This is a genomic window from Bifidobacterium tibiigranuli (assembly GCF_022655035.1).
Classification (GTDB): domain Bacteria; phylum Actinomycetota; class Actinomycetes; order Actinomycetales; family Bifidobacteriaceae; genus Bifidobacterium; species Bifidobacterium tibiigranuli_A.
Genome location: NZ_JALCUA010000009.1, coordinates 19803 through 37004, shown reverse-complemented (window position 1 = coordinate 37004; position 17202 = coordinate 19803). Strand labels below are relative to the sequence as shown.

General features: G+C 61.4%; 9 protein-coding genes and 1 pseudogene. 5 read left to right on the top strand and 5 right to left on the bottom strand.

Features of this window, described 5'->3' with window-relative positions; translation table 11 throughout:
* Positions 1-63: 63 nt before the first annotated feature.
* Together map and LKK40_RS08840 are read right to left on the bottom strand one after the other, a co-directional pair.
* Positions 64-870 (bottom strand): type I methionyl aminopeptidase, encoded by an 807-nt coding sequence (map, locus tag LKK40_RS08845; RefSeq protein ID WP_304310288.1) that lies wholly within the window; start codon positions 868-870, stop codon positions 64-66.
* A gap of 335 nt (positions 871-1205) precedes the next feature.
* Complete coding sequence (locus LKK40_RS08840) at positions 1206-2822, bottom strand: threonine/serine ThrE exporter family protein (protein ID WP_304310328.1); 1617 nt, start codon at positions 2820-2822, stop codon at positions 1206-1208.
* Positions 2823-3368: 546 nt separating this feature from the next.
* Here LKK40_RS08840 and LKK40_RS08835 point away from each other — a divergent pair.
* Positions 3369-6056 (top strand): annotated as a pseudogene (locus tag LKK40_RS08835) (phosphoenolpyruvate carboxylase); the annotation flags it as partial.
* Between the two features lie 378 nt (positions 6057-6434).
* Positions 6435-7121 carry a carbonic anhydrase gene (locus tag LKK40_RS08830; protein WP_024463831.1) on the top strand — a complete coding sequence of 229 codons (687 nt, stop codon included), beginning with the start codon at positions 6435-6437 and terminating at the stop codon, positions 7119-7121.
* An 834-nt stretch (positions 7122-7955) separates the two neighbouring features.
* Here the strand turns inward: LKK40_RS08830 and LKK40_RS08825 are convergent.
* Positions 7956-9098 carry an ATP-binding protein gene (locus tag LKK40_RS08825; RefSeq protein ID WP_273193423.1) on the bottom strand — a complete coding sequence of 381 codons (1143 nt, stop codon included), beginning with the start codon at positions 9096-9098 and terminating at the stop codon, positions 7956-7958.
* Between the two features lie 229 nt (positions 9099-9327).
* Here LKK40_RS08825 and LKK40_RS08820 point away from each other — a divergent pair, with 229 nt between their 5' ends.
* Positions 9328-10722, top strand: a complete 1395-nt coding sequence (locus tag LKK40_RS08820; protein ID WP_273193426.1) for a hemolysin family protein — start codon at positions 9328-9330, stop codon at positions 10720-10722.
* Positions 10723-11499: 777 nt separating this feature from the next.
* Positions 11500-11979, top strand: a complete 480-nt coding sequence (locus LKK40_RS08815) for a Dps family protein (RefSeq protein WP_024463828.1) — start codon at positions 11500-11502, stop codon at positions 11977-11979.
* 424 nt (positions 11980-12403) lie between these two features.
* Here LKK40_RS08815 and LKK40_RS08810 read toward each other — a convergent pair whose 3' ends face one another.
* Both LKK40_RS08810 and LKK40_RS08805 read right to left on the bottom strand, forming a co-directional pair.
* A complete protein-coding gene (locus LKK40_RS08810) occupies positions 12404-13168 on the bottom strand; it encodes an SDR family oxidoreductase (protein ID WP_273193432.1) in 765 nt (254 codons plus the stop codon).
* Positions 13169-13404: 236 nt separating this feature from the next.
* Positions 13405-14772 carry an aminotransferase class III-fold pyridoxal phosphate-dependent enzyme gene (locus LKK40_RS08805; RefSeq protein ID WP_273193435.1) on the bottom strand — a complete coding sequence of 456 codons (1368 nt, stop codon included), beginning with the start codon at positions 14770-14772 and terminating at the stop codon, positions 13405-13407.
* A gap of 445 nt (positions 14773-15217) precedes the next feature.
* On the opposite strand from LKK40_RS08805, the gene LKK40_RS08800 reads away from it, so the two are divergent.
* Complete coding sequence (locus LKK40_RS08800) at positions 15218-16912, top strand: aminotransferase class I/II-fold pyridoxal phosphate-dependent enzyme (protein WP_273193437.1); 1695 nt, start codon at positions 15218-15220, stop codon at positions 16910-16912.
* Positions 16913-17202 lie beyond the last annotated feature (290 nt).

Here is a 17202-nt window from a genome sequence, read left to right as displayed (position 1 = left end):
CAAAAACACGCGGTAAAAAACGCAGGGTAGCGGCCTTCACATGGCACGCTACCCCTCAACCCCTCAGAACCCCAACGCATCCACGGTTTCATCGTGCTCGCGCGCGGTGAGGATGATGGGGTCGCCGTCGGTGATGGCCAGGGTGTGCTCGGTGTGGGCGCCGCGCGAGCCGTCTGCGGAGCGGATGGTCCACCCGTCCTTCTCGTCCTGCACGATTTCGTCAGTCGTGCGCAGCAGCCAGGGCTCGATGGCGATGACCAGGCCCGGACGCAGGCGGAAGCCGTGATGCGCCCTGCCGTCGTTGGGAATGAAGGGATCGCCGTGCATGATGCGGCCGAGGCCGTGCCCGCCGAATTCGAGATTGACCATATAGCCCTGCTCGCGGGCCACGTCGCCTATAGCGGCCGAGATATCGCCCAGCCGGTTGCCCGAGCGCGCCATGCGGATGCCGGCGACGAGCGCGTCGCGCGTGGCCTGGATGAGCCGCAGGTCTTCAGGGTCGGCCTTCTTGCCAACGACGAAGCTGATCGCAGAATCGCCAACCCACCCGTCAACCGTGATCGCGAGATCGATCGACAGCAAATCGCCGTCGCGCAGCGCGTAATCGTAAGGCATGCCGTGCAGCACCGCATCGTTGACCGACGTGCAGATGTAATGCTTGAAGGGGCCGGTGCCGAAGTCCGGCGCGTAATCGACGTAGCAGGAGACCGCGCCCGGGCGCGCCTCGATCCGCTGTCGCACGTAGTCGTCGATTTCGAGCAGATTCGTCCCAGGATGCGTCATCTCGCGCAGCTTCGCAAGGATGTCTCCCACGAATTTGCCCGCAGGCCGCATCTCATTGACTTCCTTAGGCGTTTTCAGCTCGATCATGCCGTCATGTCCTTCCTTGACATACCTGTTCCATTCACCACGTCTACCAATTGATAACCGTTCTCGCTAATTCGCTACCTTCGAATACTGCACCCCTGATAGGACATTTCACGACGCGCTCAACGCATCTGCTCGCGCTCCGAACCTACGAGCTTTTCGTGTACGCGCGCATTCCGGTCTCGCCACCGAAGGCCATGTTGGAAAACGTACACTGACAGCGACTCAGCGTACGTTTTCCGATACGGACTCGCTCAACGTGCACCATAACGTACGCTGAGCGACGAGGATGCGGACGAAAAGCCGGCGACCGGATGGCTGCCCAGCCGTTCGCAGCGTCAAATGTCGTAGCGCCAGCTTTTGTCGGTGATGACGCGGGCCATGGCCAGGCCGACGGGCAGGCACAGGATGACCATGAAGGCGCGGAAGGCCCAGTTGAGCGCGGATTGGGTGTCGAACTGGCCGAGGTGGAACATGGCCTGATACATATAGAGGCCCGGCACCATGATCACGATCGAGGGCACGGTCAGGCAGATGCGCGGGTAGTCCAGGTGCGGCGGCAGCATGCCACGGCGCACTGAGGAGCGCCAGGCCGAGGCGAGCAGGCCGGAGAGCAGCGCGCCGATGAACGCGGCTGCCTCGGGGGGTACGCCGAAATCGACGATCGTCAGGCGCAGGGTGTCTGTTATCGCGCCGATGGACGCGGCGGTGAAGCACATACGCTGCGGCGAGTTGAACAGCACCGAGAAGCCCCACACGCCCACGAATGCCGCGATGAAGCGCAGCAGCCCGTTCACCCAGAGGTCGAGTCCCAGCGGCGCGAAGCCCTGTGGGTTGAGGTGCACGATGGTGGCCACCATCCACCCGGCCAGCGTGGCCATCAGGATGATCGACAGCGTGTAGGCGGTGCGCTGGATGCCGGAGGGGAAATCGATTTTCGCGATATCCAGACCGCCGGTAATCAGCGGGAATCCGGGTATCACGAACAGCATCGCGCCAATATATGCCGTATCGTGCTGCAACGCGACCGGGTCGAACATGCCGATCAGGCGCAGAGTGCCCACGCAGGCGAGCGCGGCGATAGCCACGCACACGAAGGTGACGAAGAACTGGTTCAGCCGCCGCGCGAACAGCAGCCGCCGCAGGTATTGGCCGATTCCGGCACCGATGAACGCGCCGATCATGTCGTAGGGTCCGCCACCGAGCAGGAACACGAACGCGGCGCAGGCCAAAGCCGACCCGAGCCCGGAGAACAGCGGCGAGTAGAGCGGCGGGCGGCGTTCGATCAGATCGAGCCGATTATGCACCTGACCCACGGTGATGCCGGAGCCGCCTGCTGGCAACGGTGCCGCACCGACATGGTCGAAGTGCTCGGCGTACTGGCCCTTTGGCGGCTTGTGGGCGCTGCTGCGAGGCATGGCGGCCGGCGACAGCTGCCCGCCCTCGGCCGCATCCCCGACTGCATCCCCGCCCTCGCGCTCGACCGCAATCGCATCTTCCGCGTCCTCAGCATCCTCGCGCTCGCGCCGCGCCTGCTTGACCGCGCGCATGGCGGATTTGCGCGACGCGGGGTTGTCGAGCTGCTCCACGAGTTCCTCGGAGACTGTGGGTTTGGCGTGGTACATCGATTCCTCGCCGAGATTCACGTTGAACCAGTCGGTGAAATGCTCGAGCAGCCAGATGCGCTCGGTGTTCACGCCGGTCGTGGGCAGGTCTACGACTTCGGTGATGCGGTTCTTGCCGTCGGTGCAGGACGCCTCGATGTCGGTGAGGTTCACATCGGCTCGCACATGCACGCCGAGCGGATAGGCGATGCGATGCATCATCTCGCGCACCCGGAAGCTTCCGGTCCCTGCGCCCAGATCCAGCATGCCGACGCGCACAATGACACTCGATTTGGCGGCGATGCCGGCTTCGGACACCGGCGTGTCCCAGTCGCGCTCGATATCCTCCATATCCAGCGGAATGGAATGGGTGTGGAAATGCTGCACCGCCGTGGCCGTGTCCTCAGCAGTTCCTGACGCATGGTCGGCCACGTGGGCAGCCGCAGTCGCCTGTTCGCTCTGTTCGCGTTGTTGTTCGGAAGTCACAATACAAGTTCTAGCGCACGCCACGTATGAGCCCGGAGCCGTTCCCAACGCCATGCCCCGCCGCCGCGCTCAGCACATCGATTCACGCATCGATTCACATATCGACCGCATATCAATCGCGCATCAACCAAGAGCAAATACGACCGCAAACATGACCACTAATACGCACAATATTATGCGCAATACGCCCTTCGGTAACACGAATGTCGATTTGGTAGTTTTACAATGAAGCCGCACAAACCACCGAACGATGGCTTTGGGTTCGCAACAGCCGGTCACCACAATCGCGGAGGAGCCGCGAACGACCGACAGATCGAGCAACCGAAGTTCGGCAAAGGAGGTCTCATGACACAACAGAAAACACAAGCCACGGCTGCTGGTGGTGGGCAAACGCCCGTCACCGCTCCCGCCAAGCTGCCGGAGGAGCACGAGCTCCCCGCGTCGCTGCAGCACGACATGGATCTATGTCTGGAGATTCTGCGCGATGTGGTCGGGGAATTCAACCCCGAGCTGCTCAGCAAGTTCGACACCGTCCGCGATTATGTGGTGGCCGACAGCGACGCGCAGTACAGCGGGCAGGCACCGGCTGAAGCCGGGGAAAGCGGTCTGGACAAGGCGCGCGAGATCATCGATGCGATGAATCTGCACGACGCCCAGCTGCTGGCCCGCGCATTCACCACCTACTTCCATCTGGCGAATCTGTGCGAGGAGAATTACCGCGTCAGCTCGCTGCATCAGCGCGAAGCCAAAGTCAGCGACGATCAGGCCGTTGATCCGGTGAACGAACTGACCAGCACCTACCATCAGATCATCACCGAGATGGGCCCAGCGAAGGCCAAGGCGCTGCTCGACAAGCTCGAGTTCCACCCGGTGTTCACCGCGCATCCGACCGAGGCCCGCCGCAAGGCAGTGGCCGGCAAGATTCGCCGCATCGCGGTTCTGCTCAGCAACGATTCGACGCTGGGCGGCTCCAACAAGAAGGAGAACCGCCGCAGGCTCTACAACGAGATCGACGCCCTGCTGCGCACTTCGCCGATCGCGCTGAAGAAGCCGACTCCGGTCGAAGAGTCGAACACCATCCTCGATATCTTCGATGACACGCTCTTCGATACGATTCCCAAGGTCTACCGCCGCTTCGACGACTGGGTGCTGGGCGACAAGGCCGGGCTCGTGCCGCCGGTATGCCCCGCCTTCTTCCACCCGGGCAGCTGGATCGGCTCCGACCGCGACGGCAACCCAAACGTCACCGCCAAGGTCAGCCGCAAGGTCGCCCGCAAGTTCACCGACCATGTCATCACCGCGCTTGAGGGCGCGACCCGCACCGTCGGACGCAATCTGACGATGGAATCGGGCACGACGCCGCCCAGCCCCGAGCTGCTTCAGCTGTGGAGCCATCTCAAGGAGATGAGCGAGCGGCTGACCGACAAGGCCACCCTGATCTCCACGCAGGAGCCGCACCGCGCGACCATGCTCGTGATGGCCGACAAGCTGCATTACACGATCGAGCGCGACGCCGATCTCATGTATCACAGCTGCGACGAGTTCCTTGACGACCTGCGGATCGTGCAGCGTTCGCTCGCCGAGGCCGGCGACCCGCGCGCCGCCTACGGCCCGGTCCAGGACCTGATCTGGAAGGCTGAGACCTTCGGCTTCCACATGGTCGAGATGGAGTTCCGCCAGCATTCGGTGGTGCATTCGCGCGCGCTGGAGGATATCCGCGAGCACGGCCTGCACGGCGAGCGCGGCGATCTGCAGCCCATGACGCACGAGGTGCTCGACACCTTCCGCGCGCTCGGCTCGATCCAGAAGCGCAACGGCATGAAGGCCGCGCGCCGCTACATCATCTCCTTCACCAAGTCGGCGCAGAATATCCGCGACGTGTACGAGCTCAACCGCATGGCGTTCGCGCACCCCGAGGACGTGCCGACCATCGACGTGATCCCGCTGTTCGAGCAGCTTCAGGACCTCGAGAATTCCGTCGATGTGCTCGAGGAAATGATCAAGATCCCCGAGGTGCAGGCTCGTCTCAAGGCCACTGGCGGCAAGATGGAAGTCATGCTCGGCTACTCGGATTCCTCCAAGGACGCCGGCCCGACCACCGCTACGCTCGCGCTGCATTCCGCGCAGGACCGCATCGCCAAGTGGGCGAAGAGCCATGACATCGATCTGACCCTGTTCCACGGTCGCGGCGGCGCTGTCGGCCGCGGCGGCGGCCCCGCGAACCGCGCCGTGCTGGCACAGCCGGTCGGCTCGGTCAACTGCCGCTTCAAGCTCACCGAGCAGGGCGAGATCATCTTCGCCCGGTATGGCAACCCCGTGCTCGCCGTGCGCCACGTCGAATCGGTCGCGGCCGCCACGATGTTGCAGTCCGCGCCGAGCGTGGAGAAGATCAACACCGAGATGACCGAGAAGTATGCGGATATGGCGAATACGCTGAGCGATATCTCGCACAAGCGCTTCCTCGATCTCATCCAGGCCGACGATTTCGCCCCGTGGTTCTCCACCGTGACGCCGCTGACCGAGGTCGGTCTGCTGCCGATCGGCTCGCGCCCCGCCAAGCGAGGCCTTGGCGCGAAGTCGCTTGACGATCTGCGCACGATTCCTTGGGTGTTCTCCTGGGCGCAGGCGCGCATCAACCTCGCCGCATGGTACGGCCTGGGAACGGCCTGCGAGCAGTTCGGCGACCTCGATGCGCTGCGTGCGGCGTACAAGGAGTGGCCGCTGTTCACCACCTTCATCGACAACATCGAGATGTCGATCGCGAAGACGGACGAGCGCATCGCCAAGATGTACCTGGCGCTGGGCGACCGCGACGATCTGCGCGACAAGGTGCTTGAGGAGATGGAGCTGACCCGCAAGTGGGTGCTGCTCATCGTCGACGACGAATGGCCGCTGCAGCATCGTCACGTGCTGGGCCGGGCCGTGCGTATCCGCTCGCCGTACGTCGACGCGCTGTCGGTCACGCAGGTGCTCGCGCTGAGGACGCTGCGCAAGAAGGTGGACAAGGAAGAGCTGAGCGAAAGCCAGCAGGCCGGGTTCATCTACCTGATCCTGTGCACCGTTTCGGGAGTCGCCGCCGGCCTGCAGAACACGGGCTGATTCGGGTGTGATCCGGATCCGGACGGATGAGAGCGGTTGCGCATGATTGCGCACGCCGCGGTCCGTCCGGCTTTATCCGGCATAAACGCCGTAGGGCGGGTCGGGAATTTACGGGTTCCCGGCCCGCCCCGCGCGATTTTTTGGGGTTTTAGGTTTTTGGGGGAGGGGGCTGCGGGATTCGTATGCAGAGGTTCGCGACGGTGTGCGCCTAGGCTGGGCGTGGTGGACCCGCGCTGATTGTGATTGTTTACATCATTTATATTCGTGCGCGACTATCATGGCGAAAGGCTATGCACGAACGGCCGCAATTGACGATACGACAATAGCCGACACGACGACAAGCCAAAACGACGCAATGTGCCGAATGAGAGGAAAGCCATGACCGACGAACCCGATGCGCAACCCGAACAATCCGAGCAATCCGACTTGACCGAAGCGAAGGCCACGGCCGCGTGGAGCCGCATGCTGGCCGGCAATCGCCGGTTCTCGCAGGGCGATGCCGAGCACCCGTGGCAGGACAAGGAGACGCGCGAATCGCTCATCGACGCGCAGCATCCGGATGCGGCGGTGCTCTCCTGCTCAGATTCACGTGTGCCTCCCGAGATCGTCTTCGACCAGGGATTGGGCGATATGTTCACGATTCGCACGGCCGGCGAAGTGCTCGACGATGCGGTTGTCGCCTCGCTCGAATTCGCCGTGGAAGCGCTCAAGGTCAGCCTGCTCGTCGTGCTCGGGCACGAGCATTGCGGCGCAGTCGCCTCGACGGTCGCCCAGCTTAAGACGCTGATTGACGATTCGACTCGTGCCGGCCAGACCGATCTCGCCAAGACCATCGCCGAATCGGATTCGATCATCACGCGCTCAGTCGGCGCTTCGATTCAGGCCGCCCGCGAATCCGACCTCACCAGCACCGACGACTTCGAGCGCGTGCACGTCGCCCGCACCATCGAAGCACTCGTCAGCGGCTCCGCAACCATCCGCCAGGCCATCGCCGAGCAGCGGGTGACCATCGTCGGCGCCCGCTACCAGGTCACCAACGGCAAAGTCGAAGTCCTGTCGTTCTAAGCGATCCAGACGACGAAACGGCCATATGCGAGTAAGAGCATTATGCCGCTTAGCATTTCACCGTGTTCGGTTTGCCTGTGCATGCCGCTGTCATGGCTATACCGCCGCGATGTATCACTTTTGCAGGCAGTTAAGGGTGCGTGCGACCGGTAGGCACATCTATTAAGCACATCTGGGATGATTACACAGATTTGCATGTTCAGACGGCCCTTTGCTGACTCTTGGGAATGGCGGTATTCCGCCAAAACGCGCTATGGCGAATTCGTCGGCTACTTGGCGAAGTGCTTAATACGCGAAAAAAGTGCTGAACAGACGCCCACAGCGGTCGCGTCGGCGGCAACCACGAAAATCGCGGCATCGGCACCACAATCCGGCACTACTTTCATCTATTCAGCACTTTTTTCGCGTATTCAGCACTTGCGAAAGTACAAGCCCGTCATGCTTCGACACGGATTCGCGGCATTCCGCCGATTATGGGTACATGCCAATGTCTGTGAAGACCCTGTTGACACGGCCATACGCGGAAATCTGCTTAATAGATGAAGAGGGACAGTCATTGCCGCTCCTGTGCTCTGTGAACCGCCCGACCACAGATTGCTGGTTGCAAGCCGTTGCCGGCGAACCGTTCACTTGCGTCGCCTTTCTTACGGTAGTTGGACCCTGCCGTAAAAACTGTAACGTTTTACAGGTCCATTATGTAACATTTCGTACGCCAGCCTCACGTTAGCGTGCAAAAGACGACGCTGAACACCGATTGTCGACGATATATCACGGATTGCAGTCGTCGATCGTAATCCGCAAATCGCGAACCGCAGACCATAAACCGTACGCCGCCTAAAGCGCACGCAAGTACTCGCCCAGATGCGGCACGGCGAATTCCACGTAACCGTGATCGGCCGGCCGGATGAGCTTGTCCTTGATGAGGATTGCACGGTATTTGCCCACCCAGCTGCGGCTTCGACGCGTACGCTCGGCGATGTCAGCCACTCTCGTGGGATTCGGCGAGTCCTCAGCCATCGCAGTGAGAAACAGCCGTTCAGCACCCGTCGTGCCATTCAATGCCGGAGCGCATACGGCATCCTCAAAGGCTAGCATCGCATCGCCAGCCCCCGCGTTCACGTCGTCAGCAGTGATGACAGCGGAGCCCCGCCGCTGCGCGGACTGCCACATGTAATACCCCACGAGCTGCACCATGTACGGGTAGCCCTCCGAGCGACGGGCGGCATCGAGCGCATCGTCATTGCTGATGGTTTTGCCGGATTCAGTGACGCTCTGGACGAATGCGCTTCTGACGTCCGGCAGCGGCACATTGTCAAGCTCACGTCGCAACGCGCGGCGCAGGAACGTCGTTACTTCGTTATCAAGCAAATCGTTGACCATGTACGGCAGCCCGGCGAAGACGATGGCGACGCCCTTCTTCTCGGCATCAGGCGTATCGCTTTCGTCGGTGTCGGTGATGACGTGCTGCACGGCCGTAGCAATCGCCACAAGATCCTCGCGCGACGCGGCCTGCGTCTCATCAATGGTGATGATAATGCCTTTGCCTTTGCCGATCTTTCGACTGCCGAGCCGTTCGTTGAGCGCATTGCGCAGCGTCAACGGACTGGTCTGCGCGGAGAAATGCGCCTGTCCGAGGCTGGCGGAGATGATGCCTGGGACAGCCACCGTCGGGCTGATTTCCGCCTCGTCAAGCCGTAACTTTTCAGGCGTCAGCGCCGCCACCAGCCGCGCAACCAATCCTTGAGAAGCAGTTTCCGCGATGGTCTCCCAATGCTGCGCCTTGGCGATGCGCCGAAATTCGGTGAGCATGACCGTCTTGCCGAAGCCGCGCTGCCCCGTGACGAGCATGATGCGCCCCGGCGCGCCGACGCCGTTTTTCAGCGATTCGGAAAAGTCATCGATAATCGTCTGCCGTCCGATGAGTATGGGCGGCATCTTGCCAGCCGTCGGCTTGAATGGATTGGCTTCCGCTGCCATATTGCGCCTCCTTGTGTGACTTGTGTAGCTTGTGTAGCCGTACGTCCCATACCCTGCGTACATGACGCGCTGCACACCATATACCACGAATGCACACCATATTACACGATTACACACTACAATATACGATTACATACCATCATGTACTCTCTCGCTGAAGGCTGGGCTGGCAGCCAAACCGGTCCAAAGCCACACCCCAAAGACCGGGCACTCCCCTAGAGTGGAGTTCATGCCTCTTGGTTTGAACATCCTTCTGATTTTCGTCTTCCTCGTGCTCGGCTCCATATTCTCCGGCACCGAGCTGGCGCTGGTCAGTCTGCGCGGCTCGCAGCTCGACCAGATGGAGCTGGAGGATGCGCGCGGAGCACGCGTGGCCAAAATCGCGCGTGACCCGAACACCTTCCTCTCGACCGTGCAGATCGGCGTGACGCTGTCCGGCTTCCTGTCGGCATCCTTCGGTGAATCCTCGATTTCGCCGTTCATCGTGCCGGTCGTCGTGGGCTGGGGCGTGCCGCAGAACGCGGCGGCGCCGCTGACCACCATCGTGCTGACGCTTATCATTTCGTACTGTTCGATCGTCATTTCGGAAATGGTGCCCAAGCGCATCGCCATGCAGCGCACCGAGCAGATCGCACGCGCCGTGGTGCCCGCCATCGACGCCTTCGCCAAGATCACGCGGCCGATCATCTGGCTCATCGGCAAGAACACGAACGGCATCGTGCGCCTGCTCGGCTTCGACCCCAATGAGACCGAAAGCGAGGTCTCCGACGAGGAGCTGCGCGTGCTGGTCAACTCGAATTCGCGGCTGAGCATGGACGAGCGCACGATTCTGGACGATGTGTTCGACGCTTCGGAGACCATTGTCGCCGAGGTCATGCGCCCGCGTGCCGACGTGGTCTTCCTCGATGGCGCGCAGCCGCTGGCCGAGGCCGCGGCCTACGTGCGCGAGATGCCGTATTCGCGCTATCCGGTCACCGGCAAGGATTTCGATGATGTGCTCGGCTTCGTGCATGTGCGCGACCTGCTCGACGTGCGCGACCCCCACGCCCGCACCGTCGCCGACGTGACCCGCGAGGGTATCGCGCTGCCCGGCACCTCGAAAATCCTGCCAAGCCTGAGCCTGCTGCGCAAGCGCGGCATCCACCTGGCCGTCGTCATCGACGAATACGGCGGCACCGATGGCATCGTCACTTTGGAGGATATGACCGAGGAGCTCGTCGGCGACATCCGCGACGAATACGACCTGCCCGAGGAGCCGCGCCACAGCGGCAACGGCAGCGCTCCGGGCGCGTTCGTCAACGGCGTGGCCACGATTGACGGCGGCATGACCATCGAGGACTTCGCGGATCTGACCGGCATCGAACTGGGCGACGGCCCGTACGAGACCGTCGCCGGCTACTTCCTAGCCCACACCGGCCGCATGGGGGCCGTGGGCGAGGTGCTGCACTCTGATGACGGCTACGATATGGTCGTCACCGAGGTCGATCACCGCCGCATCGAAACGCTGGAAGTGCGCAAGCATGTCGGCGATGCGGGAAGTGCGAATGACCAGATTCTGACTGCTTCTGCTAATTCCGCTGCTTTTGCTCATCCCACAGCGGAGCAGGCACCGACCAAGGCGTGACGTGAGCTGCTGGCACATGCGCCTGTCGATCCGCATCTGTTCGGGCGGGTGCTAATTACCAAGCGCTAATCGACAGGCGCAAACCCCGACTTTGCAACGATATATGCAGTTCGAGCGTCCTCCTTGTCTGCAAAACCCGCGAGCTCTCATTCCGCACCGCACGTCCTTCATATATTTAGTAAGCAGATTTTGCAAAATTGCGTGGCATATGCCCCGTATTGGTCGGATATCAAATCACAGAAATGGCGGAATTGCAACAAAACGCAGTATGCTCGTTTTCTCGGCTACTTGGCGAAGTGCTTAATAGCCGAAAAATCTGCTTACTCAATGGTGTGACAGCATCTTCATCCAGTTTTCACCTTGCGCCCATAGTATTTCCTCGCGCAACCCATGCCGCAATCGTTGTTTTCATCTATTCAGCAGTTTTTTCGTCTATTAAGCAGTTACGAAAGTATGCGACCTAAAGACCTTCGCACGATTATTGGTATTCCGCCATTTCTGTGCGTATAAGAAAGATCTCGAAACCGCGTATCAGCGATTTTGTACATCAATGTGCTTACTAAATGACAGCCATAGCAGCCGCATCACCAGATGCTGAGGAAAACATGTCGCCTTTCGTCCTCTGTTTGACGAAATCGCACTTACACGGCCACAAACCGGCAAATGCCGGATTTCGCCGAATGCGAAGTTCGCACGATAGCGGGCGTGGCTGCACGCAGCCACAGCCAAGACCGCTAGGATGGAAGTACTGTGTTCATTGACAGGAAGGAATGAATTATGGCACTTGAATTTGTGGTTCCCGGACTGGACGAGGCTGCCTCCGAGAAGATCGTCTCCATTTTGCAGAATCGTTTGAGCCAGGAGCAGGAAGCGTCCCTGGTGCTCAAGCACGCGCATTGGAATGTGACCGGCCCGAGCTTCATCGGCGTGCACGAGATGCTCGATCCGCAGATCGATATCGTGCGCAATCAGGCCGATGAGACGGCAGAGCGCATCGCCACCCTCGGCGGCAGCCCGGACGGCCGTCCCGACGCGATTCTGCGCAATCGCACCTGGAAGGGCGTGGACCTGACCGGCCGCCACTCCACGACGGATTATCTGAAGGCGCTGTGCGACTTCTACGACCAGCTCATCGCCGATGACCGCGAGGCCATCAAGGAGCTCGACGAACTTGACGTGATCAGCTCGAACATCGTGCAGGATCACGTGCAGGATCTCGAAAAGTTCCAGTGGTTCATGCGCAGCCACTTGGTGTGAGCCGCTCGTTGCACGTATAAACGTGCGAGCATATAAACGGCGGTGCAAGTTACACATTGTGAGGTGAAACTTGCACCGCCGCAGTTTCCCAGCAAGGTGGGGCCAGCGATTCGATTCGCTGGCCCCACCCCGCTGCTATGTCATGATTACACGGTTACTGTCACCGGAAATGCAAGCTTTGGCCTTCTACTTTACAATTTATCGGACTCATACTTAATAATTTATCGGATTATTGTGGTGTATTGCTGCTATATCAGCATCGTGAAGAATGGGATGCTTCGACTGAGATCGGACGAATGAAGACTGCTAACGCGGCACTTACGCTAGCTACCAGAACGCGCTGATCCTCGTGCTGTCGTCACACAAACCAACCTGTTTGTGTGACGACAGCACGAGGACCAGAAACGAAAACGCCGAAACCTTCTCAGCTCTCGCGGTAGAGCTTGGTGTAGGAGCCTTCGGCGCGGGGGCGCACCACGATCGAGTCGATGTCGACGGTGTCGGGCTGGTCGAGCGCCCAGCGAATAGACTCAGCGACGTCGTCGGCCGTGAGCGGGTTCGGCACGCCTTGGTACACGGCGGCAGCCTTGGCAGCATCGCCGCCGAAGCGCTTGACGGAGAACTCGTCGGTTTTGACCAGTCCCGGGGAGATGTCGATCACACGTAGCGGCTGGCCGATTTGCTCAAGCCGCAGCACTCGCGCCATGATGCGCTCGGCCGACTTCGAGGCGCAGTACCCGGCGCCACCCTCGTACGGCTCGATGCCTGCGGTCGAGGAGACGATGAGCACCGTGCCGCCGCCGGGCGCCGCCTTCAGCGTCGGGAGCAGCTTCTGCGTGATGCGCAGCGTGCCGATCACGTTGAGCTCGTACATGTTGCGCCAGTCGTCAAGGCTGGCTTCGGCCACTGCGTCCTTGCCGATCGCGCCGCCGGCGCAATTGACGAGGGCCTTGACTCCGCCGCCCTGAACAATCGTGTCCACGGCCTGCTGGGTCGAGTCTTCGTCGGTGATGTCGCAGGCGACATAGCTTACCGCCGAGCCGATCTCCTCGGCCAGCTCCTTGAGCTTGTCTTCGCGGCGAGCCAACGCCACCACGCTCCATCCGGCCGCCACCAACGCGTGCACAGTCGCCGCGCCGATGCCGCTGGATGCGCCGGTCACCACCGCGCGTTTCGTTGTTTCCGTCATATGCCGGACCTCCTTCAATCTTGTTCAATCTTGGGACTTCTGCAATCGCTTCAAAAGCGAATAGCGCTGTATCTCAATAACGTCGCATTCGATTCCCACAGTAGTATCACGACTATCGCAGGATTATTCTGTTACCGAATTTTACGGCTTAACGGCTCCCAGGGCGCAACCCGAACAACGCGGTCCGCGGCTCAACGCGCACGCTCCCAGCCGCTCGCTGCTCAGCGAACGACCGCTCAGCAACCGGCCGCAGTCAGCGCCTTGTCCAGCCGCTCGACGCCGTCGGACGCCTCGTCGAGGGTGATGACGCAGGGAGGCGTCACATGGATGCGGTTGTCGTGCACCCCGAGCACCAGCCCGAGCTTGGCACCTTCGGCCACGATCTGCTTCATCGTCGCGCCGTCCAGCGGCTCGCGGCTCGCGCGGTCGGCCACCATCTCCACAGCCCAGAACACGCCCTTGCCGCGCACTTCGCCGATCTTCGGATGCGTCTCGCTCAGCGCCGAGAGCTTCGGACCGAGAATATCGTGGCCGACGTTGTAGGCGTTGTCGACGATATGCTCCTCCTCCATCGCCTCCTGCGCGGCCACAATCGCGCCCATCGCAAGCGGATGGCCGGAGTACGTCAGGCCGCCAGGAAAGACGACATCATCGAAGTAGTGCGCGATCGGATCGCTCAGCATCACGCCGCCCGCCGGCACATAGCCTGAGTTGCAGCCCTTGGCGAAGGAGATGATATCCGGCGTGTAGCCGTAGTCGTCGAGCGCGAGCCAGAAGCCGGTGCGGCCGAAGCCGGTCATCACTTCGTCGGTGATCATGAGGATGCCGTACTTCTTGGTGATTTCGCGCACGCCCTTGAAGTAGTCCTTCGGCGGCGTGATGATGCCGGCGGTGCCGGGCACGGATTCGAGCAGGATGGCCGCGATGGTGTCCGGACCTTCGAACTGGATGACGTGCTCCAGATGAGCGAGCGCGCGTTCGCACTCCTCGTCCTGCGTGGTCGCGGAGAATTCGGAGCGGTACAGGTAGGGCGTGAAGAAGTGCACGTGCCCGCGCGCGTAGTCGTTGGGCTTGCGGCGCCAGTCGCCGGTCGCGCTGATGGCCGCACCGGTGTTGCCATGATACGAGCGGTATGAGGAAAGAATCTTGTCGCGGCCGGTGAACAGCCTTGCCGCACGGATGGCGTTCTCATTGGCATCCGCGCCGGCGTTCGTGAAGAACACCTTGTTGAAGCCTTCCGGGGCGCGGCGCACCACCAGCGATGCAGCCCGTCCGCGAGCCAGATTCGCGTAATCGGGGCCGATGGTGCACAGCAGCGCCGCCTGCTTGGCGATGCCCTCGACGACCTTCGGATGCTGGTAGCCGATGTTGACATTGACCTGCTGGCTGGTGAAGTCCAACATCTCGCGCCCGTCGGCGTACTGCAGCCACGCGCCGTGGCCGCCGGTCACCTCGACCGGATGACGGTCGGCCTGCGCCTGCCATGAATGGAAAACATGCTTCAGATCCAATGCGCAGGCGTCGTCCCAGATCGCCTTGTCCGCAGATACATCGTGCCCCATGATCGTGCCCTTTCCTAGTGGTTCATATTCCAATGTGTTCATATTCCAGATATCGCAGCGTGTTCGTGGTTCCGTTATGCCTTCTGCTGCGGCGATTGCGAACACGGCTCGCACCGCGCCGGAATCGCCCAGTCGAATGCAATCGCGCAATTCGCCTCGACTGCGCACACAATCTGCATATGCAGCCTGCGCATGCAGCCGTCAGCAACAAATGTCATTGTGACACTTGAACATTTCCTGCTTCGCATGAATGTTTACGCTTCACTAGCATGCTCGTAACATGACGAACCGCTTCGAAACACAGGCACTGCACAATAAACGTTATGTTATTCGCCAAATCGTTCAAACACCGCTTGCAATGTGCGGAGCCGTTTGAAAACACAGGGCGCTGTCCGAAGATTCGGACAGCTCGCTTGGAATAATGCCGCACGGCATTTTGGCAACGTCATGCAAACCGCATCCCGCACGACTCACGAGGAGGGTCCCTATGCAGGCATCACAGCCATCGGTCCAGGCATCTCCTGCAATCGACGCGGACAGCGAAATCCTCGTCAAGCCTAGCGACAGCGGCGGTAGCGGCACCAGCGACAATACAGGCAATACAGGCAACGGCGCTCCTAACACCGCTGCAACGCTGGACGCGCAGCGACTCTCCGAACTCATCCTCGCCACCGCCGACGCGCCGACGCCGCAGCGCATCACGGAGTCCATCACCTCGCTGGCGACTTCGGAAGTGCTGCGCGAAGGGCAGCGGCTGCCCACCGTCCGCGCAATGGCCGCAAGCCTGCGCGTGAGCCCAGCCACGATATCCACTGCGTATCACGCGCTGTCGCGTGCCGGAGTGCTGGCCTCGCGCGGGCGGGCCGGGACGTATGTGCTGTCCCAAGCGCATGCGCAGGAGCAGGGCCGCGCTCTTCCGCTGCCCGTCAGCCGCCAGGACATGCCGCTGATCGACCTGTCGAAAGGCACTCCGGATCCGGCGCTGCTGCCGGATATCCGGCCATTCCTGAGCAAACTCGGGAACCGCAAGGCCTTCGTGAATTCCTATGATGGCCCGACGATTCTGCCGATGCTCGAAGGCGTGCTCCGCCGCAACTGGCCATACGAGCCGCAGGCCATGACGATGGTTTCCGGCGCTGGCGACGGTCTGTCACGCATCATCGAGTCGTCGCTGAGACCCGGCGATTTCGTCATCACCGAAACCCCCACCTATCCCCCGGTGCTGGGCATGATTGACCGGTGCGGCGCTACGGCTATCGGCGTCCCCATGGACGGCTGCGGCATGATCCCAGACGCCCTTGATCGTGCGCTGCGCCTAGCCGAACGTCCGAGTGCAGCTGTCTTCGCCGCCGCGCACCGGCCGCAAGTCGCCATGATCGTCGTGCAGCCGCGGGCGCAGAATCCCACCGGCGCGAGCATGACCGAGCAACGCATCGACGAACTCACGAATGTGCTGCTGCGCCATTGCGACGACGAGCGGAATATGCCGCTGATTGTGGAGGACGATCACAGCGGCGATGTGGCCAACGCCTACGCCGTATCCTTCGCGCAGCGCATGCCGGATCACGTGGTGCATATCCGCAGCTTCTCTAAATCGCACGGCCCCGACCTGCGGCTCGCAGCGCTCTCTGGCACGGGCGAAATCGTGGGCTTGCTCAATGCCCGTCGGCGCTTGGGACAGGGCTGGGTCAGCAGGTTCCTGCAGGAGATATTGAGCGAAATGCTCACCGACAAGCATGCTTTCAACACGGTGATCAATGCACGCCACACCTACGCCACGCGCCAAAGAACCATGAACGCGCTGCTGCGCCGCCACGGTTTGGATGTGCGAACCGGCGACGGCCTGAACATGTGGATACCCGTGCGCGACGATGCCGCCGCAGCGCAACTGCTCGCCGAGAATAACATCCGCGTCGCCGCAGGCCAGCCCTTCCGCCCGCGCTTCTGCGTCACCTCCGGCTCTGAAACCTCCGATCCCAAAGCCCTTGACGAGCGCACGTCGCCTGGCATCCGCATCACCATCGCGCAGTCCGCCGCCGCCAGCGAGCGCGTCGCTGCGCTGCTTGCCCAAGCTGCGGAGACAAAAGCGGGGGTGAAGGAGAAAATGAAACCGGAAGCATGCACGAACGGCGCCACCTCAGAGCCCTGCACGACAGCAGCCTACGCTGACCGACAAGCTTGAAGCAACTGCGTGCTATACGAGATCGCCGACACGGATTCAGCGACGATACGGGTCCCGCCTCGCGGCTTGCGTCACGCACTACTGCAATGCAGGTGCAGTATGCACTCGCCGCAACACCATCACTTGCAGTACTGCCACTTGACGACACAGCCGCTCGGCAACACTGTTCCAGTAATACCGGTCACCTAGCAATGCCGCCGCTCGGCAATGCCGCCGCTTGGTAACACTCTCGCAACTCGCATGAATCAATATTGAGCAATTGCTCATTAATATGGTGTGGGAGAGGCGGC

Excerpts from the sequence above, each read along its gene's own strand:
- LKK40_RS08840 (WP_304310328.1), bottom strand. The coding sequence starts at position 2,822 with ATGGAGGATATCGAGCGCGACTGGGACACGCCGGTGTCCGAAGCCGGC.
- LKK40_RS08815 (WP_024463828.1), top strand. The coding sequence starts at position 11,500 with ATGGCACTTGAATTTGTGGTTCCCGGACTGGACGAGGCTGCCTCCGAG.
- LKK40_RS08830 (WP_024463831.1), top strand. The coding sequence starts at position 6,435 with ATGACCGACGAACCCGATGCGCAACCCGAACAATCCGAGCAATCCGAC.
- LKK40_RS08805 (WP_273193435.1), bottom strand. The coding sequence starts at position 14,772 with ATGAACACATTGGAATATGAACCACTAGGAAAGGGCACGATCATGGGG.
- LKK40_RS08825 (WP_273193423.1), bottom strand. The coding sequence starts at position 9,098 with ATGGCAGCGGAAGCCAATCCATTCAAGCCGACGGCTGGCAAGATGCCG.
- LKK40_RS08810 (WP_273193432.1), bottom strand. The coding sequence starts at position 13,168 with ATGACGGAAACAACGAAACGCGCGGTGGTGACCGGCGCATCCAGCGGC.
- map (WP_304310288.1), bottom strand. The coding sequence starts at position 870 with ATGATCGAGCTGAAAACGCCTAAGGAAGTCAATGAGATGCGGCCTGCG.
- LKK40_RS08820 (WP_273193426.1), top strand. The coding sequence starts at position 9,328 with ATGCCTCTTGGTTTGAACATCCTTCTGATTTTCGTCTTCCTCGTGCTC.
- LKK40_RS08800 (WP_273193437.1), top strand. The coding sequence starts at position 15,218 with ATGCAGGCATCACAGCCATCGGTCCAGGCATCTCCTGCAATCGACGCG.